This window comes from Prosthecobacter sp. (assembly GCF_044226605.1).
Taxonomy (GTDB): domain Bacteria; phylum Verrucomicrobiota; class Verrucomicrobiia; order Verrucomicrobiales; family Verrucomicrobiaceae; genus Prosthecobacter.
In genome coordinates, this window is record NZ_JBGAGS010000029.1 from 14,063 (window position 1) to 31,575 (window position 17,513).

Annotated in this window: 20 protein-coding genes; 8 read left to right on the plus strand and 12 right to left on the minus strand. The window is 61.2% G+C overall.

Annotated features, from left to right (window positions below):
• Window positions 1–173 precede the first annotated feature (173 nt).
• Both ACILSO_RS28520 and ACILSO_RS28525 read right to left on the minus strand, forming a co-directional pair.
• Window positions 174–860, minus strand: a complete 687-nt coding sequence (locus ACILSO_RS28520) for a hypothetical protein (protein ID WP_395740893.1) — start codon at window positions 858–860, stop codon at window positions 174–176.
• A 380-nt stretch (window positions 861–1,240) separates the two neighbouring features.
• A complete protein-coding gene (locus ACILSO_RS28525) occupies window positions 1,241–1,582 on the minus strand; it encodes a hypothetical protein (RefSeq protein ID WP_395740894.1) in 342 nt (113 codons plus the stop codon).
• 251 nt (window positions 1,583–1,833) lie between these two features.
• On the opposite strand from ACILSO_RS28525, the gene ACILSO_RS28530 reads away from it, so the two are divergent.
• On the plus strand, window positions 1,834–3,354 hold the full coding sequence (locus tag ACILSO_RS28530; RefSeq protein WP_395740895.1) for a hypothetical protein: 1,521 nt from the start codon (window positions 1,834–1,836) through the stop codon (window positions 3,352–3,354).
• A gap of 476 nt (window positions 3,355–3,830) precedes the next feature.
• Here the strand turns inward: ACILSO_RS28530 and ACILSO_RS28535 are convergent, their stop codons facing one another.
• The 7 genes from ACILSO_RS28535 to ACILSO_RS28565 form a co-directional block, all read right to left on the minus strand.
• Window positions 3,831–5,489, minus strand: a complete 1,659-nt coding sequence (locus tag ACILSO_RS28535; RefSeq protein WP_395740896.1) for an ABC1 kinase family protein — start codon at window positions 5,487–5,489, stop codon at window positions 3,831–3,833.
• Window positions 5,490–5,675: 186 nt separating this feature from the next.
• Window positions 5,676–6,917, minus strand: coding sequence for a phosphatidylserine/phosphatidylglycerophosphate/cardiolipin synthase family protein (locus ACILSO_RS28540; protein ID WP_395740897.1), 1,242 nt, complete (start codon window positions 6,915–6,917; stop codon window positions 5,676–5,678).
• A gap of 8 nt (window positions 6,918–6,925) precedes the next feature.
• A complete protein-coding gene (locus tag ACILSO_RS28545; protein ID WP_395740898.1) occupies window positions 6,926–8,749 on the minus strand; it encodes an AI-2E family transporter in 1,824 nt (607 codons plus the stop codon).
• Between the two features lie 118 nt (window positions 8,750–8,867).
• Window positions 8,868–9,077 carry a DUF3185 domain-containing protein gene (locus ACILSO_RS28550; RefSeq protein WP_395740899.1) on the minus strand — a complete coding sequence of 70 codons (210 nt, stop codon included), beginning with the start codon at window positions 9,075–9,077 and terminating at the stop codon, window positions 8,868–8,870.
• Window positions 9,078–9,235: 158 nt separating this feature from the next.
• Window positions 9,236–9,379 carry an entericidin A/B family lipoprotein gene (locus tag ACILSO_RS28555; RefSeq protein WP_395740900.1) on the minus strand — a complete coding sequence of 48 codons (144 nt, stop codon included), beginning with the start codon at window positions 9,377–9,379 and terminating at the stop codon, window positions 9,236–9,238.
• A 61-nt stretch (window positions 9,380–9,440) separates the two neighbouring features.
• Window positions 9,441–9,743: a hypothetical protein gene (locus tag ACILSO_RS28560; protein WP_395740901.1), complete on the minus strand. Its 303-nt coding sequence runs from the start codon at window positions 9,741–9,743 to the stop codon at window positions 9,441–9,443.
• A 272-nt stretch (window positions 9,744–10,015) separates the two neighbouring features.
• On the minus strand, window positions 10,016–10,363 hold the full coding sequence (locus ACILSO_RS28565) for a hypothetical protein (protein WP_395740902.1): 348 nt from the start codon (window positions 10,361–10,363) through the stop codon (window positions 10,016–10,018).
• A 179-nt stretch (window positions 10,364–10,542) separates the two neighbouring features.
• Between ACILSO_RS28565 and ACILSO_RS28570 the strand changes: the two genes are divergently transcribed.
• Window positions 10,543–10,710: a DUF1328 domain-containing protein gene (locus ACILSO_RS28570; protein WP_395740903.1), complete on the plus strand. Its 168-nt coding sequence runs from the start codon at window positions 10,543–10,545 to the stop codon at window positions 10,708–10,710.
• A 150-nt stretch (window positions 10,711–10,860) separates the two neighbouring features.
• On the opposite strand, the gene ACILSO_RS28575 is transcribed toward ACILSO_RS28570, so the two are convergent.
• Window positions 10,861–12,363 (minus strand): phenylacetate--CoA ligase family protein, encoded by a 1,503-nt coding sequence (locus tag ACILSO_RS28575; protein ID WP_395740904.1) that lies wholly within the window; start codon window positions 12,361–12,363, stop codon window positions 10,861–10,863.
• Between the two features lie 108 nt (window positions 12,364–12,471).
• Complete coding sequence (locus ACILSO_RS28580; protein ID WP_395740905.1) at window positions 12,472–12,852, minus strand: peptidase inhibitor family I36 protein; 381 nt, start codon at window positions 12,850–12,852, stop codon at window positions 12,472–12,474.
• Window positions 12,853–12,995: 143 nt separating this feature from the next.
• Between ACILSO_RS28580 and ACILSO_RS28585 the strand changes: the two genes are divergently transcribed.
• The 3 genes from ACILSO_RS28585 to ACILSO_RS28595 are packed head-to-tail and all read left to right on the plus strand — an operon-like array spanning window position 12,996 to window position 14,123.
• Window positions 12,996–13,451 (plus strand): DUF6496 domain-containing protein, encoded by a 456-nt coding sequence (locus tag ACILSO_RS28585; protein ID WP_395740906.1) that lies wholly within the window; start codon window positions 12,996–12,998, stop codon window positions 13,449–13,451.
• Between the two features lie 22 nt (window positions 13,452–13,473).
• Window positions 13,474–13,764, plus strand: coding sequence for a hypothetical protein (locus ACILSO_RS28590; RefSeq protein WP_395740907.1), 291 nt, complete (start codon window positions 13,474–13,476; stop codon window positions 13,762–13,764).
• A complete protein-coding gene (locus tag ACILSO_RS28595) occupies window positions 13,761–14,123 on the plus strand; it encodes a hypothetical protein (protein WP_395740908.1) in 363 nt (120 codons plus the stop codon). The genes ACILSO_RS28590 and ACILSO_RS28595 overlap by 4 nt, the downstream gene beginning before the upstream one ends.
• Window positions 14,124–14,392: 269 nt before the next feature.
• On the opposite strand, the gene ACILSO_RS28600 is transcribed toward ACILSO_RS28595, so the two are convergent.
• Window positions 14,393–14,623, minus strand: coding sequence for a glycine zipper 2TM domain-containing protein (locus ACILSO_RS28600; RefSeq protein WP_395740909.1), 231 nt, complete (start codon window positions 14,621–14,623; stop codon window positions 14,393–14,395).
• Between the two features lie 200 nt (window positions 14,624–14,823).
• Here ACILSO_RS28600 and ACILSO_RS28605 point away from each other — a divergent pair, with 200 nt between their 5' ends.
• From ACILSO_RS28605 to ACILSO_RS28615, 3 genes are all read left to right on the plus strand, one after another.
• Window positions 14,824–15,117 (plus strand): hypothetical protein, encoded by a 294-nt coding sequence (locus ACILSO_RS28605; RefSeq protein WP_395740910.1) that lies wholly within the window; start codon window positions 14,824–14,826, stop codon window positions 15,115–15,117.
• 92 nt (window positions 15,118–15,209) lie between these two features.
• Entirely contained in the window at window positions 15,210–16,502 is a 1,293-nt protein-coding gene (locus tag ACILSO_RS28610; protein WP_395740911.1) for an amidase, read from the plus strand.
• A 7-nt stretch (window positions 16,503–16,509) separates the two neighbouring features.
• The gene (locus ACILSO_RS28615; protein WP_395740912.1) at window positions 16,510–17,283 is read left to right on the plus strand and encodes a tetratricopeptide repeat protein; all 774 of its coding nucleotides are present in this window, start codon (window positions 16,510–16,512) and stop codon (window positions 17,281–17,283) included.
• Window positions 17,284–17,513: the final 230 nt, after the last annotated feature.

The following is a 17,513-nucleotide window of genomic DNA, read 5'->3' on the forward strand; positions in this document are numbered from 1 at the left end:
CTCCGCATCCCCCAGCCTCGAAGCAAGCCAACTCCCGTATTGTAGTACCGGCTTTAGCCGGCTCCGGAGGACCTCCGCAAGACCCCAGCCTTACAGCAATCCCCCCAAACCCGGCAGGCCGCCCAGCCCGCCGGCGCATCGCCAAGCCGGCCGGGCAGGATCCCGCACCACGCTCACCGTTTCACTGTGCGTGTCTCCTCCGTCGTCGTGGTCGTCGTCGTCCGCGTCTTCACACCCGTCGGCACGCCCGATCCATTTGGCCCCAGCACCTCGATCTTCGTGGCTACCATGGCATTGCCTGCTCTGGCATAAAATACCCTCACAGGATCGCCCGGAGCCAGCACCTTGACGGCCTTGCCACGCATGTCCACCACCTTGGTGGCGGTGTCCTGGATGTAGCGCACCGGCGCGGCTGGTGCATCCGGCATTTGAATCACCAGCGCATCCGGTCCTATCTCCGTCAGCACCCCATCAGAAAAGAGCGTTCCGCTTACCACGACCTTCGTCGCCAGCAGGGCGCTCCCCACCTGGGTATAATACACCGTGATCGGCGTCTGCGTCGTCAGGCTGCTTGGAGCGATCGCCTGCCCGCTCTTGTCCATGAATTCGGTGTCCGAGTTCAGCAGATACACGGTCTGGCTGCCCAGGTCATTGACCAAGGTCAGGTTGCCGCTGTCCATCGCGCTGATGTTTCCCGTCGCATGCGGGTCCACGCGCACGGTCACCACGGATTCAGTGGCTTCAGCACGCACCGGCGGCACCACCGGCGGAGGAACGGTTTGCGCCAGGCAGGAGAAGGTCAGCGCACACAGCGGCGCAGCTACGGTGAAGAGGTGGGATGTAGGGTGTTTGAGTTTCATAAAAAGCAGCCGGGGGTTTTGAACGGCCTTCTATAAATTCGTTCCCCACATCGCCCTCGGTCCCATCAAACCACCTGTTTGTCCCGCTCCTGCAGCGCTCCTTTTTCCCACCTCCGTCATCTCGCCCTCCTCACATCCGCGCCTTCACACTTCATCTCCGAAGCTGTAAAAAAAAAGTGGGCGTGCGGCCCGTTAGAACCCACGCCCTTGATCACTGCGATTGCTCTCGTACTTGTCTTGAAGTCGGGGTCAAATCAGTGGTCAGATTTCTTTCGCCAATGCTCGTGCCGGCGGATGCCTGGCTCTTGGTGCTCTTCGCATTTCATCGGCGGTCGGACAGTTCCCTGCTGATGTCTCAGTCAGGGCCTCGCTTTATGGTTTTAATCTTGGTCAACCACCACGCGGCTCACCACGCGGGCATTGCCATCCATGTCGTAATAGACATGCACTGGAGTTCCCACTTTCACGCGGGTCGGCACCTCGGTGGCGGAGATCACCTGTCCGTTTTTCGTTTCATACACCACCTTGTTGCCGTAGCGGTAGGTCACAGGTCCCGTGGTTTCCTTCACCACAAAGGTCGTGTCCGGCGTGTATTGGGAGATGACGCCGCTTCCATACGTCACTTCTCTCGTCGTCGTGGTCGTTGTGGTCGTGGCCTGCTGGGCGTTTACCGCGGCTGCGCTCAGAAAGGCGCAGGCAAGAATCAGGTTCGTTGTTTTCATAGAGTTGGTGTTGGTTTGTGTTTAGGTTCTCACATGCCATCAAAGGCTGGTGGCTGCTTGGGGGGATTTCGCATCGCCTTGCAGTCGCAGACGGGATCAAATCCCTGCCTGATGCCCGCATCGGAGCTTTGGAGTTCAGAGAACACCATGAGCCTCCCCCCTTCCATCCTGCCAAAATCGTCTCCCTGACCCTGCTGGCAGTCTTGACCCCGAGGGCTGCCTGACCACGCCTTTGCGTATTTCCACGTACCATGAAACCTTCACATCTATCCCTCCTATGCATCGCACTCTTCTCTCTGGCAGGAGCTGCGACCGCTCAAAACACCGTCCCCCGACCCAGAGAAGTAGCTCCTTCCACAAACGACTCGGGTGTGGTGCCTGATGGCATAGTCTACTATCGTGGACACAGCTACTTGATCGTCAACGGCCGCGCCGCCCAGATCAATCAGGCACTCGTTCCCGACGGCCAGGTCCTTACTGAAGACGGCGGTCTCATTCCGCAGCCACCGCAGTACGTCATTGCCTCCACCAATCCCGGACCGGTGAAGGATGGCATCATTTTTTCTCGCGGCCAGGCCTACCTCGTCCGCAAAGGACTCGCCACCCGCATCAATCAGGCCCTCATCCCCGACGGCCAGGTGCTCACACGGGACGGCAGACTTCTCCCTCTTCCTTCCGACTTCAGCGGCTTCGTCCTTGAGCGCACCTCCTCGGGCGCCACCCCGCAGTCACCATCCACCGAAGCCGGCCAGCAGTCCCTTCCAGCGCAGTCAGGCGTGCCAGCCACGGCACCCGGCGGCTTTCGCGGCTCTTCAAGCATGCCCGCAGGCACCACTCCCACCGCACGCCCTGCCGGAACAGGCACAGCCGTGAACATCACCGGCCAGATACCGGCCGGCGCCCGCGCCGCCGTCAATAGTGGCGTAAGCAGCGGCGGTGGCGGAGACACCACCGTTGTCAGCACAGATGGAGTCATTATCGCCTCACCTGGCGGCCGTCGCTTCGCAGCAAACGGCACCCTCCTTCCCGCCGGCGGCGCCGCAGTCAGCGCAAACGGCGGCGCCACCAATACAAATGACAGCACCCTCGTCACTCAGGCAGGTGTCCGCGTCAATCCCACCGGTCCCGCAGCCCTGATGGACTCCAACGGCGGCGTTCGGGTCAATGCCACCGGTGCCGCGCTTAATCCTACTGCAGCCACCACCGGCGGCGCTGTCCAAAACGGCACCACCTCAGGAACAGTCGGCACCAACCTCAACGGCACCGTTAACACCCAAACCGGCACAACCACCAACGGCACAACCGCAGCCCCAACTACCAATGGTACCACCAGTGGCACAACCGTAGCCCCAACCACCAACGGCACCACCAGTGGCACAACCGTAGCTCGAACCACCAACGGTACCACTAGCGGCACAACCGTAGCCCCAACCACCAATGGTGTCACCAGCGGCACAACCGTGGCTCCGACCACCAACGGCACCACAACCGCCAACACGGCCGGCGGCGTCCCCGCGACGACCGCCGGCGGAACCTCCGCCAACACCGCAGGCGGAGCCCCGGCCACCACCGCAGGCGGTGTCCCCGCAAACAACGCGGGCGGTGTCCCCGCAAACAACGCTGGGGGCGCATCAGCCACCACCGGCGGCGGACCCACCACGACCACTGGGAGCTCCGCTGGTAGTGCCACCGGCGGCAGCACTTCAGGCGGAGCCACAAGCGGCGGCACCTCGGGCGGAGCCACCTCAGGCGGCGCCGGACCAGGCCGTTAAAAAGGAAACCCGCTCGTCCCAACAGATTTCCCCAGAAGGCGGCTGCCCCCAGCCGCCTTTTTCATGCCCCTCTTCTCCGATAAGAAACACTGTCCCCCGAAGGCATGCCTCCACAACGTTCGTCGGCCGTGTTTAGCGAATGGCTATCTCCACAGCCCCAACTCCCCCTTCGCCGAACAGTACGACAGACACTCTTGTCTGTCGATCAGCGCTCCCTCATCCCCCCAGGCCCACAGCCCATCAAGACCTGCCTAATGGACTGAGATTCTCGCATTAAAGGCCCACGTCCTTCCGCATTTTCGCCCAAGCTCAGCCAGCTTGTCCTCCCCAGCTCAAAGAGCAAAGCATGAGCGCTTTCTTCGCACACCGCGTTCCCAGCAGCGTCCCCACACCATTCGCACCGCCGCAACACGCAAAGCACGCGACGAACAACCCACACCCCTCCACCCGCAACATCCCAAGCGCCACTCGCTCCCCTACCGCTGCGTGCGATCGCTTCTCACAATCTGCCACGCCAGCGTCAGCCCGCCTCCCGCAGCCAGGAAAAAGAACAGCATCGCCACCCCCGGATAACCAAAGATCCGAAACGACGTTTCCACCCGCATCAGCAGCGCCGCACCCACAATCAACGACGCCAGTATCAGCCCCAGCGTGATCCGGTTGGCGATCTTCTGCAGCGTCGTGATCACCAGATTTTCGTTAAAAGTCTCCACCTTCACCTTCAGCCTGTTCGTCGCCACGAGGTCCATCAGCATGTTCATCCGCGCCGGCAGACGCTCCAGAAACTCCTTCGCCTCCATCATCAGCCCAAACAGATTCCCCGAGGAAAAACTCTTCAGCGCCTGCTCATGCAGAATCTTCGCCGCATTGCGCCGCACCGACTCATTCGGGTCAAACTTCGGCGAAAGCGTGCGCCCCACCAGGTCCAGGTTCAGCAGCGTTTTCCCCAGCAGCGTAAACTCCGGCGGCACACGCAGGTGGCAGTCCCCCGCGACCCTCTGCACCTCCAGCACCACACGCCCCACCTGCAGATCGTTCAGGTTCGCCGTGCGCTGCTGGCTCACAATGTCGGCGATCTTCCGTTTGAAAGTCAGCGCATCATAGTCCTCGTCCGGCTGCCCCATTTTTTCCGCCACCGCCGCCGCCTGGTCCCCGTTCCCCTCGCTGATGCCCAGCAGCAGCTTCAGCAGCAGGTCCTGCATGTTTCTCCCCACCCGCCCCACCATGCCCAGGTCCAGCAGCGCGATGCGATGGTCCTCCGTCAGAAAAATATTCCCCGGATGTGGATCCGCATGAAACACCCCCACTACCAGAATCTGGTGCAAATAAGCCTGAAATAATTCCTCCGCCAGCGCATCTCCGTCGATCTCCACGCGGATCAGCGGGCTGTACTTCGTGATCTTCTGCCCCGTCACATGCTCCATCGTCAGCACCCGCCCCGAGGAGTAGTCCTCCACCGGCGCAGGCACCAGGATCTTTTTGAAAGCGCCCAGATGCTCCCGCATCAGCTGCAGGTTCATCGCCTCCAGCCGGTAGTCCAGCTCCCGCAGCAGAGACTTCCTCAGCTCCTCCACGATCTGCACCAGCCCATAGCGGCGCCCCATTTCCGTATGCTGCTCCAGAAAGGCCGCCAGCTCCGTCATCGCATCCAGGTCCTCCGCCACGTTCTGCCGCGCATCCGGCCGCTGCACTTTCACCACCACCTGCTGCCCGCTGCGCAGCACCGCACGGTGCACCTGTCCCAGCGATGCCGCCGCGATCGGCACTTCATCAAACTCCGCAAATGCCTTCGAAATCCTAGCCCCCACCTCCATCGCCACGATTGCCTGCACCTGGTCAAATGAAAACGGCTCCACATGGTCCTGCAGCCGCGACAGCGCGTCCATGTATCCCTGCGGCACCATGTCAGACCGCGTGGACAGCAGCTGCGCCAGCTTGATGTACGTCGGCCCCAGCTTCTCCACATCGTTTGCCAGCTCACGCGCCTCCATCGGCATCGGCGGCGGCGGCGCAAAAGGCAGCGGATCATCGATCACCGGCGCGTTCTTCACCAGGTCTCCATGACCGTACTTGTAAAACAGCATCAGCAGGTCGCGATAGCGCTTCAAATTGGCAGGCTTGAGGGAGAGGCTCATGGGTAGATAGGGATTATGGATGACGTTCCCATCATGCTATCGGATCAGCGCGCCGTTTCGGCTTGGCAATCTCATGCCATCAATCATCGAGCCAGGGCCTGCTGGACCGCAGACCATCGCCTCAAGCCAGAAGCAGACCGTCACTGCCCAGAGACAGGCCTCTTTTTCACACACCGCACCGCAGTCTCAGCCCGCCACCTCGCTTCGTCTGCGCACATCCCTGGTTTTTCCTCCGCCACGCTGCGACGCGCTTTCCCTCTTCTGCACAAAAAGCTGCGCCAGCCCCAGGTCCAGCCGCGTGAAAATCAGGCGCGCCACTTTTTGCTTCAGCTTCTGCCACCAGCTCGCCGCCTTCTTCCACGAGAGCGGGTGCACCCTCACGCTCTGCTTGAGGTCTCTCTCAAAGGTCATCCGCGCCTGCTGCGCCAGCTCCGCGCTGCGTATCCTCAGCATGATTTCAAAATTGATGCCCAGGCTGCGCGGATCCAGATTGGACGACCCGATGTACACAATGTCATCCACCACCAGCACCTTCGCGTGCAGCACCTGCGGCTGGTATTCATGGATCTCCGCGCCACGCCGCTGAAAGCGCGAGTACAGCGCCCGCGCAGCCACCTGGAGCAGCGGCACATCGCTCTTGCCCGGCAGTACCATTCGGAAATGCCGCGCCACCTTCGCCGCGTGCAGCAGCATTCGCTTAAACTTCCCCACCGGCAGAAAATACGCCATCGTGATGAAGACCTCCCTCGCATGCCTCAGGTCCCCCTTCAGCGCCCGCTGCAGCACTCCCTGGTTCAGCCCCGGTCGCGTCAGCAGCAGAGACACCTCCTCCCCTTCCCGCATCCACCCGCTGCGGCTCTTCCTCCGCACCCGCCAGATCTGATTTCCTGCGATCTCCTCCTGCGCTTCAAAGGCCTCGATCAGATGTCTCACCACCGGCCCCCGCACCGAGACGCCTCCATCCCGCCACCCCGTGTTCACGCCGTCGCCGTCATACTCCGGAGCGATGTTGCACCCGCCCATGAAGGCCTCTTCGTCATCCACCACCAGCAGCTTTCGGTGATCTCGGAACGACCAGAACTTCCAGCGCACCGGGTTAAACCACACCAACTTCCCGCCCAGCTTCGTCATCTCGGCAAAATAATTCCTCGGCAGCCCCCAGCAGCCCACGTCATCCAGCATCACGGTCACTTTCACCCCACGCCTCGCCGCCTCCGTCAGCGCATCTCGAAACTTCTCTCCCACGCCAGCCGCGCGAAAAATAAAGCGCTCCAGCAGAATCCGGCTCCTTGCCGACTCAATAGCCGCCAGCTCCGCCTCCAGAAACTTCTCCCCCGTGTCATGCCAGCCAAAGACGTGCCCGTCCGGCGTGCTAATTTTCGGCTGTGTCTCAGCGTCCATGGCCATCGAAACGAACGGCTTCGGCATTTCTCATCTTACTCCACCAGTCGCGCCAGTATCTCCCGCGCCTCTTTGAGGGAATACGCCACCCAGGTGGCTCCAGCCTCACGCAGCGGCTTCGGATCTCCTGCGTCCTGTCCCGGCAGAGTCCAGTGGCATACCAAAATCTTCATCTCAGGGAGCCTGCTGCGCAGCCTCCGGCACAGCGTTTTCGCATCCAGCTGCGCCCGCAGCGGCAGCGCGCTGATGCACACCACCGCCGGCTTCTTCGCCTCCACTTCGTTCACAAGTTCACCGATCAGCCGCGGCTCCGCCACCACCTCCATCGCCAGTCCCTCCGGCAGCACCAGCGCCAGCATTTCCAGCGCCTGCGCATCCGGCTCCCCATGCAGCGCACGTCCGTAAATGTTCACCACAGGTGCACCGCCGCTCTTCACTGGCTCGGCCTGCGGCTGCTCCTCCTTTTCCTCTTCAGCCTCCTCTTTTAGCAGCACCGCGGCGCTGCGCATCCCCACGTAGATCTCCTCCGCCTCCTCCACATCCAGCTTGCCCAGCACCTCCTCGCGCCTTGTCAGCGCCAGCGCGGGCAGGGTTATCCCCTCCAGCGTGCCCTCCAGCCCGTCCTTCTTCAGAGACTGCTCCAGCAGGTCCTGCGCCGCGTCTTCATTCCCCGCCAGCTGGTACTGATAGTAGCTCAGGTGAGGCTGCGGCAGCGGATTCTCCCCCATCAGGATGTCCACCCACTCAAACGACGGCGCATGCTTGCAGAACACCACAAAGCACACCGTCAGCGGCGTCGCCAGCACCAGCCCCACCCCGCCCCAGATCCACGTCCAGAAGGCGATCGCCAGCAGCAGCGCAAAATCCGAAATCCCCACGCTGTGCCCGTACAGCAGCGGCTCCACCAGCATGTTCGTCAGCAGTTCCAGCGTCACGATGAATGCGATCACCACCAGCGTCTGCGACCACCCGTCAGACATCGCCAGGCTCAGCCCCACCAGCAGCGCAGCCACCATCCACGCCCCCACATAAGGAATGAAGCGGGAGATCGCCGCCAGCACTCCCCACAACAGCACATACGGCAGCCCGATCACATGCAGCCCCAGGCTTAGCACCATTCCATACGTCGCATTCACAGAGCCCTGCATCAGCAGGTAGCGGCTGATCCTGTTCCCGGACTCATCCATCGCCTTCGTCGTCAGCGTCAGCCTGCTATATCCTACCAGCCTCGCCACCCGCTGGCCGATGTCGTTCAGCCGCAGCAGCATGAACACCACAAACAAGATCACCACCGTCGCCATCCCCAGCGCCTCCGCCAGAGTGGACACCGCCATGTTCAAAATCTTCACCATCAGTGACTCCCCGCTCGCCGCCGGCGCGGGTGCTGGCGCTGGAGGAGGAGCAGGCGCGCTGGGAGGTGTGGCCGGCGCGTCTTGCAGGGGCACCGCTTCTTCAGCAGGTGTCGCATCCCTGTTCCCGCCCCCGCTCATGTCTCCCACCATCTGGCGCAGCCGCTGAATCTCACGATTGTTCCCCAGCTTCTTAAACGAATCCACATGCCGCTGGATGTTCTGCTGATGGTTCGGCAGGTCTTTCGCCAGGCTCGCCAGTTCCCCGCCCAGCAGCCATCCCACCATCGCCAGCGTGGAAAAGCATATGACCGTCACCACCCCCACGCTCGGCCCCCGCGGCAGCCCCCACCGGCACAGCCGCTTCACCATCGGATTCAGCAGAAACGTAAACAAGCTCGCCAGCGCCAGCGGGACCAGAACCTCCCGCCCCAGATACAGTGTGGCGATCACCAGCAGCGCGCTCAAAAATCTCAAAAAATGCGTCAGCGTGCGGTTGAAGGTATCCATGGCGTTGGTCGGTCAGTAAGTAGGCTGGCCGGCATGTCACAGCATGCCGGCCAGTATGAATCTTCGTCTGCGCCTTCGCCGGATGAGTTGCTTTCCATCGGCAGGCGCGTCCATCCTTCTATCGCTTTTTGGAAGTCACCAGCATCACAATGCCGCCGATCAGCGCAATCCCTCCCAGCACGGGCGGCAGCGGCACCGTATGTGTCTTTTCCGCAGTCACCTGGATCGGGCCCAGATCCACCGCTTTCTCCTTCGTCGTGTACGTAAATCCTTGATACGTCAGCGCTACGATGCCCAGCGCGATCAGAATAATGGCAAGTCCTTTCATAATTTTGCAGATGTGTGTTGAGATGGTAATTCGTGTGATGCCCCCTTCAGCCGGGGAGCTCGGGAGAGGTGGTCTCGCCCCAAAGAAAAGAGCGTTGTGAAAAGCCCTCTCAGGCTTTCTCAGCAACGCTCTCCTTGATCAAAGACCGTCGTACTTTATTAGCGGCTGGCGCGCTCGATGTGGCCGCCGACGTGTTCGACGTCCTGGCCAAAGCCACGGACTGTGCGGCAGCTCGTGCCAGCAAGAGCCCAGACGACCGACGCCAGAACAAAAAAGACCGTGCGTGTGGAGGATGTTTTCATAGGTGTGTAGTAGTGTGTTGTTGGGTTGGGAAATCACCGGCATCATGCCGGCACTGCGCCGTTATTTCTTCTCGGCGTCGATCTTGGCCTTGGCGGCTGCGGCATCGGCCTCCGCCTTCTTCTTCTCTGCGTCCAGCTGCGCCTGGTCGGCAGCCTGCTTGGCTTCAATGTTGGCCTTTTCGACCTTGGCATCGATGTCCGCCTGCTTCTTCGCTTCCTTGGCGGCAGCGTCCACCGCATCCTTCTGGTGGTCGATCGCTGTCTTGGTCGCATCCGTCTGCGCGTCGACGGCTTGTTTCTGCTTGTTGCAGCTGACGTTCATCAGTGAACCAGCGGTGAGAATGACGATGAGGATGTGTTTCATAGGTTGCTTGGTTGGTTGAAAGTTTATCGAAGGTCATCCCCGGATCGGATGGGTTTTTCTACAACTCTTTATTCTCCCTCCCATTCAGGCATTCCCCTACCATCAGGGCATTCCCTCATGCTATCTTCTGGTAGGCCTCTTCTTTGCATCCCATTCAGCCAGCCTCCGCCCGACGGTATTCGAGAGCCATCCGTTTAAGTCCTGTGCTGCACTCGCAGCCCCACCGCATAATCGAAAGAAAAGGCACGCTGCATTTTCCACAAACTCTCTATTCACTTGATCACCTTCGAAAGCGCCTTCGTCACCGCCAGCGGCACAGTCAGACTCTTCTTCTCGGCAGGAATCACATGGTTGATCACTTCCTCGATCCATTGCCTTGATGCCTTCACCACACCAATCTCCACCTGTGTCGGTCCCGCCACCTTGTAGGGCATCGTCATCTCGATCGGCGTCTCCTCGCCATGCAGTTCCAGCACCACAAAGATCTCCTCAGTGGTGCTGTCCAGCTTCAGTTCCTCGATCCTTCCGAACCGCTTGAGGCCATAATGGTTCGCGACCCACTTTGCCACCCCCTCCAGGGCCGCATCCTTCATTCGGTTGGCAAAAGCTTTGAAAGGCATGTCATGAATTCGTTTCCCCTCCTCATGTCTGGCCGCATGCCTTTCCATCATTCCTAAAATGTCTTCGTCACCACCGCATACCCGCCACTCCGCGCCTGCTCCGCTGATTTTCCGCAAGGTCATACGCTCATCCCCGCCTCCGGCTGCGATCTCAAGTACAACAAACAAAAGGAGTCATTATGTTATCTTGGGCAGTTACCTTCCTCATCATCGCACTCATCGCGGGCATCCTCGGCTTCGGCGGCATCGCCGGCACTGCCTCGGGCATCGCGCAGGTGCTCTTCACGCTCTTCCTCATCCTCTTCCTCATCTCCCTGGTGATGGGTCGGCGCGTGCCAAGGGTCTGAGTCCCTCGCTTCGGACGGGCGTGGCGAAAGCCCGCCCGTCCATCGAAGCATTAAGATAAATATGCCACAACGAAGGCAGCTGGAGAAAAATCGTTGTTAGGTTGGAGGCAAGGGTGGCTGGCATAAACTCCAGCCACATTTTTTATACCCTCACACCGTTGCCGCAGCTTGCGCGAAATCTTCCGCCACATCGCGCAGGCCCCCATCCAGATCTTCCGGTATCCCCACACGGCTGATCATGCGCCGAAACTTCGCAGTGTGCGCATCCGTCATCAGGCGCGGCACGCTCTCCATCCGGATGTCCAGTTCGTCCCGCAATCCCACCAGCGCCAGGCGCTCTTCAAGTTTCTTCCGCGCCGCCATCAGGTCTGGCACTGCCCCCGGGATCGCCTCGAGCCGCACCACGATGCTGTTCCTCTCCACCTGCTCCGCCTGCCACTCCCGCACCTCCCGCCGGTAGTCAAACGCATGCTGAAAGGGATACGCCGTCAGTGGTCGAAAGCCCGTGCCTGTGCGCACCCAGAAAAAATCTGCCGCGCGTCCCACGATCTTTTCGATCCTCGGCATGCGGTTCCCGCACTCGCACGGTTCCTTGGCCATCACCAGCCGGTCACCGATCTCATAACGGATGAACGGCTGCACCGTGTTGGCCAGATTCGTCAGCAGCACCTTGTGGCCCAGCTCTCCCGGCGGCACCGGGTTGTAATGTTCGTCCACCACCTCCAGGATCGCCCAGTCCGCATTCACATGCGCACCCGGGCCGGACTGGCAACCGTTTGTCAAAAACATGCACTCGCCCGCCGCATAGTTGTCCATCACCGGCACGCGAAAGGCCTCGCCGATCCTCCTTCGCGCGGGCACCGTCAGCGTTTCACTCCACGTCACCACCTGCCTCAGTTTGGGCAGCCGGAGTTGATCGATCTTTAGAGACAGCAGATCCAGCGTCGTCGGTGTCGAGCTCAGCACATTCGGACTGAAGTCATTGATCTTGCTCACAAGGTCCGGATCCGTTGCCGGCACAAACAAAAATTTCATGAACGCATGCATGTACTGCGGCAGGCGCTTCCACACCCACGCAGACGGGAAAAATCCCTGCTGATTGATCACCACCGCCAGCCGCGTAGGCTCGCACAGAATGCACAGCGCATCGATCAAGCCCATGAATCCCCCGCGGTGCCCATGGTGCCCCCGCGTCATTTGAAAGGCAAACAGCAGGTCCAGCACCCGCTGATTTTGCACAATCAGTGTCGGCTGCCCCTGGCTTCCTGACGTGTGCGAGACGCTGTATTTCCCAAGAAACGGCACAGGCACATTCCGGCTGTCCTCAATGAACTCCTCCACTCCGGCACGTGAGATCGCGGGATCCGTCACCACCTGGTCAAAGTGTGCCATCATCTCCGCCTTCGTCGTCACCGGAAACTCCGCCAGCTCCGCCTTCCTCACATCCAGATGCCGGAACTTTTCCCGGTAGTAGGCGGACCGCACGCTCACCGTCTGCAGCAGATCCCGCAGCCGCTTTTGCTGGGCAAGAAGAACCTTCCTCGGGTCGGCGCGCGTCGCCCGGAATTGCGCCCCCGTCCAGTAGGAGCGCTCGATGCATCGCAATAGATTTCCACCGTGCGAGCTTTGCGGCGGAGGCAGCGTGTCTTTCATGGCTTGGGCAGATTGCGTTGCGCCGCGCACATGTCAGAGCATGGGCGCGGCGCTCAAGTTTGGGCGATGCGACATCTGTTAGCGCAGACGTCGTTCGATTGGAAGCTTTCAATAAGGCGGACGGTCGAAGATCTTGATCGACTCTGCCTGATCATTCATGTCGCCCAGGTTTCCAGTCGTCGTGTTCGGACCGATCACCATGCTCTTGTCACGGAAATCTTTGTCTTTATACAGCACGATCCAGCATCCCGGACCTGTCTGCACACTGCCGATCGTGTTGTCCCAGTCACGGCCCTGCAGCATTTTCAGGCTCGAGTACGAAGACGGTCCCGTCAGCTGCAGCACACCGCCGCGGAAGCCAGGATGTTCATAGACGTTCGCGTAGCAGTTCGGATTGTAATACGCCGGGGAGGTGTTTGGCAGATGACCGGCGCAGCTCGTGAGCGCCAGACCGATGGTGGCAATGAGGGCAAAAGATGGGAGTTTCATTGGGGTAGTGGGGTTAGGTTTCCTTCACCCTCCAATCGGCTGACTCCTTCCCCGTGGATGGGAAAATCCTTCCCCGCACGCCTTCTCCTTCACTCGCGCAGAATTCATCCGTCCGCTCCTCTCTCGAACTGCGAAACACAGGCATGCCACGGAAACGCGCCATCGACCGAGCACATCGCGACCAGCGGGAAGGAAAATCCGCCTCCACTCAGGCCGGTGAGTTCGTGCGCGAAGAGATCGAGCTCATCCGCAAAGGCGCCCATGGCGTGCGCAATACCCGTCAGGCCATCGCCATCGGTCTTTCCAAAGCCCGTCGCGCAGGTGTGCCGCTGCCACCTCCTAAATCCGGCCGCGTCTCCGAAAAAACACGCCGCAAGGCCGTGCTCGATTCCGCCAAAGGCCGCTCTCCCCGCACCAAGCCCGTCTCACGCAAGCGCTCCCGCGCCACGCTCGAGGCCCTCCGCCGCGAAAGCACCGCGCCCGTGTCAAAAGACGCACTCGCAGAACAAACCCGCGCCGCCGCCCGCCGCCGCGCACCGGCGGAGAAAGCCGCTGCCGCCCGGAAGGCCGTCCGCACCCGCTCCGCACGCTCTCATTGATACCACATTCCACCATAAACCCATGAATACAGAAGCCACCATCAAACCCGCCGAAGACTTTGTTCATCGCCTCGTCAACGACGCCGAGAACATCGCACGCAATGATCCCGCCAAGGCCATGGCCGCCGCGCTGGGCATCGGCATGTTTCTTCACATCGTCCCCACCCGTTTCCTCGTCGCCAGTGTCACAGCCGTCACCCTCACGGTGCTGCGCCCCGCCCTGCTCACCCTCGGCGTGGTGAAAGCTTTTGAACTCTGCTCCGCCAATCCCGAGACCCCCGCTCCAGTCAATCCTCAAATCTCCGTCCTATGAACGATCCCTCCACCGTCCCTCCCACCGATGAAGAAACGCCCGCCTCACAAGGCACGCGCATCCTCAGCAACATGGAATCCTTGATCCGGCGCCACCCCGTCGCCGCCGCCCTGACCACCCTCGGTTTCGGCTGCGCCGTCGGCATAGTCGCCCGCGATCTTCTCACCCCGCAGCCCACACCCAGGGACCGCGCGATGCAGCTCCTGGAGGAAATCCAGAGCCGTCTCACCGAATTCGCCGAACCGGCCTACGACCGCGCCAGCCACCTCGCGGACGACGGCGTCAGCGCTGTCAAACGCGGCCTCCACGCCGTCAGCCACTCCAGCCTCGCCAGCCGCCTCAGCAATCTCTTCTCGTAGCCTCCACCTCCGCTGCCAGAAACCCCAAATCCAAAAACGGCGCTGATCCTTCAGCGCCGTTTTTTTGTCTCTTCGTGTCATTCCAATAACACCGACCCATCCCCGCATTGTAGTACCGGCTTTAGCCGGCTCCGGAACCATCCTTCCCGCGCACCACCCTCCCATCACCAAAAATCCCCCCCCGCCACAGCAAAGCAATTCCCTCCTCAAGAGACGGCTCCAAACCGTCCCTTCCCCTTGCCTTCCCGTGCACATACCACAAAGCACCATCAATGGTAATACCGGTAGTGCCTGCGGTCACGTGCTCCGCCGATCATGTTCCCGGCCAGTGCCCCCAGGCCCGCGCCCACGGCCACCCCACCCAGGTCTCGGCCGATCAATCCTCCCGCCACCCCGCCGCCTACGGCGCCGATGACAGTGCCCCGCCGTGCAGCCGGTCCGTTGCTGCAGGAGGAAAAGGTGAGTGAAGTACACATCAGAGTGATCACGAGCGTTTTCATGGAGTTGGGTTTGGGTTGAAGGTTTGCGTGCTTGTTATGCGGATGTTCCGCATAAGGCACATCGCCCCTTCGCCATCGGGCGGCTGTATGGTGCCACCCTCAGGCCCCGTCTCTCTCCAGACCGTCCCGTTGTGTGCAAACGATGCAGCCGCCCGTGCTCCCAGCGCCGAATCTAAGGCACATTTCAAATCATCCCCCTCATGAAAACATCGCTGCTTCCGCTCATTCTTGCCGCCTTCGCCCTGTGCTTTTCCTCCTGCGTGGGTCCTGTTTATCCCGTCGGTGGTGTCGGCGTCGGCGTGGGTCCGGGCTACTACTCCACATTGCCCCCGGCCTACCGCGGCCCCTACTACCATCACAACAACCGCTACTACTACGGCGGTCGTTACGAGCCCGGCCGCTTCCTTTACAATGGCCACCCCTACACCGGACGTTATTACCATGGCGGTCACTACCTCTACGGCGGCCGCCACTACGGACACATCCATCCTTGATCGTTCGTCCTGCTGCAGCCGGCGCTGAGAGCTTCCAGCTTCCTTCACCTCATCACTCCGCCTGAGCATCGCACCTCCCTTTCTCTCCTTCGATGAAAATGCACCCTCGCTTCACCCTTCCCTGGTTTCTTTCATGCACCCTGCTCGCACTCTTCATCACTGGCTGCGCCGTGGAGGCTCGGCGTGAAAGGCACGCCCGGCAGCATGCCTTCATCAATTACCGTCCCCTCCTCACCCAGGACACCGGCCGCCTCCGTCTCGCCGTCAAAGACAACATCGACGTCAAAGGCTACGTCACTACCGCAGGCTCCGCCTTTCTCGCGCGCACCAGCCGCCCCGCCGAGCGCGATGCCCCCTTGCTCGCGCTCGCGCGTGCCCGCAATGTCGCCATCGTCGGCAAGACCAACCTCACCGAATTCGCCGTCACCGTCTCCGGTGCAAACACCCACTTCGGCACACCACGCAATCGCTTTGATGGCAGGCACGAAGTCATTCCTGGCGGCTCCTCCAGCGGTTCCGCCGTGGCGGTCAAAACGGGCATGGCAGACGTCGCTTTCGGCACAGACACCGCCGGCTCCATCCGCGTGCCCGCTGCCTGCTGCGGCGTCTATGGCCTGAAGACGACGTTCGGCCTCGTCCCCATCCAGGGCGTGTTCCCCATCTCCCCCAGAAACCTCGATACCGTCGGGCCTCTCGCGAGAGACATCCCCCATCTCGTCAAAGGCATGGACCTCCTTCAGCGCGGCTTCGCCTCACGCTATTCCCGCGCCGTCGCCGCAAAGCCCTCCGCACGCCAGATTAAAATCGGCCGCCTCTACCTCGATGGCACGGACCCCGCCATCGACAAAGCCATCGATGCCACCCTCGCCGCCAAAAGATTCCAGGTCGTGCAGCTTCCCGAGTCCTTCAAGAAACAGTGGGAGCAGGCCCAGAAAGACGGCAAGGTCATCGCCGCGGCCGATGCCTGGCTCAGCGACCGCCAGTACAGCGGCCAGAAGGGCGTCAGCGTCCTCACCAAGGCCGTCTTCGCTCTCGGCGAGGTCGAGTACCACACCAGTTACGCCGCAGCTCTCGCACGCCGTGCCCAGTGGCAGCGCACCCTGCGCGATGTCTTGAAGCGCGTGGACTTCATCGCCGTTCCCACCCTGCAAAGCCTCCCGCCCAAATTCCCCTTCTGGGGTTCCAGCGTCGTCTTCGAGCTGCGCGTCTTCAGCATCCAAAACACCGTCGGTGTCAACTACGCGGGCAATCCCGCCCTCGCCGTTCCCATCAACCTCCCCGCCTACAAGAAAACCGTTCCTGTGACCAGCCTTCAGCTCGTCGGCCGTCCTTTGGGCGAAGCCGAACTCCTCAATGCAGGCCGCATCTTGGAATCCAACTCATGACCACGCCATGCATCTCCCCGCCTTCCTCCGCTTACTCTGTGTTGCCATCACGCTCCTGGCCCCGCTCTGCACAGCCTCCGCCCAGACTGCGGATCAGCTCATCGCCAAGGGAGATGTGTATGACGCCACCTTCGAGGCCAACCGCGCCCTGAACTATTATCTGCAGGCCGAAAAACTCGACCCCGAAAACGTCCCCCTCCTTCTTCGCATCGCGCGTCAGTATCGTTATCTCCTCTCCTCCGCCAGATCGAACGAAGAAAAGCTCCGCTACGGCAACACCTCCCTCGGCTACGGCCTCCGCGCCGCCAAGCTCGCGCCTTCCAATTCCGAAGCCCAGCTCTCCCCCGCCATCACCTATGGCAAGATGCTTCCGTTTCAAAGCAGCAAGATTCAGGTGGAGGTCACCCCGCTCATCAAAGCCGCCGCCGACAAGGCCATCCGGCTCGATCCCAAAAACGACACCGCCTGGCACGTCCTCGGCCGCTGGCATCAGGTCCTCGCCAATGTCGGCGCACTCAAGCGCGCCCTCGGCGGAATCATTTACGGCAAGCTCCCCGTCACCACCAACGAAGCCGCCGTCAAATGCTTCGTGCAGGCCATCGCCATCAATCCCCGCCGCCTGCGCCATTACATCGAGCTCGGCCACACCTACGCCCAGATGGGCAATACCACCGAAGCCCGCCGCTACCTCGAAAAAGGCCTCGCCATGCCCGACAAAGAACATGACGACCCCGAGGTCAAAGCCAAAGGCCGCGACACCCTCTCCAAGCTCCCTCCTTAAAGCTGCCATCCCGCGAAGCCCCTCACCTACCACCGATTCGCTTCGCCCACTCCCCTGCTCGCCTCCTTCGACTGCTTCTCCCTGCTCGGCTCAGCGTTCGTCATCCTCATTCGTCATTCCTCCCGCCCCCATCCCATCCGAAGCAACGCTGCCCTGACAACCGTCAACCACCCTCAACTCCGCATCCGGACTCCGAAATCATAAATCATAAATCATAAATCTCCCCCTCC

Excerpts from the sequence above, each read along its gene's own strand:
- ACILSO_RS28570 (WP_395740903.1), top strand. The coding sequence starts at position 10,543 with ATGTTATCTTGGGCAGTTACCTTCCTCATCATCGCACTCATCGCGGGC.
- ACILSO_RS28575 (WP_395740904.1), bottom strand. The coding sequence starts at position 12,363 with ATGAAAGACACGCTGCCTCCGCCGCAAAGCTCGCACGGTGGAAATCTA.
- ACILSO_RS28520 (WP_395740893.1), bottom strand. The coding sequence starts at position 860 with ATGAAACTCAAACACCCTACATCCCACCTCTTCACCGTAGCTGCGCCG.
- ACILSO_RS28565 (WP_395740902.1), bottom strand. The coding sequence starts at position 10,363 with ATGCCTTTCAAAGCTTTTGCCAACCGAATGAAGGATGCGGCCCTGGAG.
- ACILSO_RS28600 (WP_395740909.1), bottom strand. The coding sequence starts at position 14,623 with ATGAAAACGCTCGTGATCACTCTGATGTGTACTTCACTCACCTTTTCC.
- ACILSO_RS28530 (WP_395740895.1), top strand. The coding sequence starts at position 1,834 with ATGAAACCTTCACATCTATCCCTCCTATGCATCGCACTCTTCTCTCTG.
- ACILSO_RS28595 (WP_395740908.1), top strand. The coding sequence starts at position 13,761 with ATGAACGATCCCTCCACCGTCCCTCCCACCGATGAAGAAACGCCCGCC.
- ACILSO_RS28610 (WP_395740911.1), top strand. The coding sequence starts at position 15,210 with ATGAAAATGCACCCTCGCTTCACCCTTCCCTGGTTTCTTTCATGCACC.
- ACILSO_RS28525 (WP_395740894.1), bottom strand. The coding sequence starts at position 1,582 with ATGAAAACAACGAACCTGATTCTTGCCTGCGCCTTTCTGAGCGCAGCC.
- ACILSO_RS28590 (WP_395740907.1), top strand. The coding sequence starts at position 13,474 with ATGAATACAGAAGCCACCATCAAACCCGCCGAAGACTTTGTTCATCGC.
- ACILSO_RS28615 (WP_395740912.1), top strand. The coding sequence starts at position 16,510 with ATGCATCTCCCCGCCTTCCTCCGCTTACTCTGTGTTGCCATCACGCTC.
- ACILSO_RS28555 (WP_395740900.1), bottom strand. The coding sequence starts at position 9,379 with ATGAAAACATCCTCCACACGCACGGTCTTTTTTGTTCTGGCGTCGGTC.
- ACILSO_RS28535 (WP_395740896.1), bottom strand. The coding sequence starts at position 5,489 with ATGAGCCTCTCCCTCAAGCCTGCCAATTTGAAGCGCTATCGCGACCTG.
- ACILSO_RS28605 (WP_395740910.1), top strand. The coding sequence starts at position 14,824 with ATGAAAACATCGCTGCTTCCGCTCATTCTTGCCGCCTTCGCCCTGTGC.
- ACILSO_RS28585 (WP_395740906.1), top strand. The coding sequence starts at position 12,996 with ATGCCACGGAAACGCGCCATCGACCGAGCACATCGCGACCAGCGGGAA.
- ACILSO_RS28550 (WP_395740899.1), bottom strand. The coding sequence starts at position 9,077 with ATGAAAGGACTTGCCATTATTCTGATCGCGCTGGGCATCGTAGCGCTG.
- ACILSO_RS28580 (WP_395740905.1), bottom strand. The coding sequence starts at position 12,852 with ATGAAACTCCCATCTTTTGCCCTCATTGCCACCATCGGTCTGGCGCTC.
- ACILSO_RS28545 (WP_395740898.1), bottom strand. The coding sequence starts at position 8,749 with ATGGATACCTTCAACCGCACGCTGACGCATTTTTTGAGATTTTTGAGC.
- ACILSO_RS28540 (WP_395740897.1), bottom strand. The coding sequence starts at position 6,917 with ATGCCGAAGCCGTTCGTTTCGATGGCCATGGACGCTGAGACACAGCCG.
- ACILSO_RS28560 (WP_395740901.1), bottom strand. The coding sequence starts at position 9,743 with ATGAAACACATCCTCATCGTCATTCTCACCGCTGGTTCACTGATGAAC.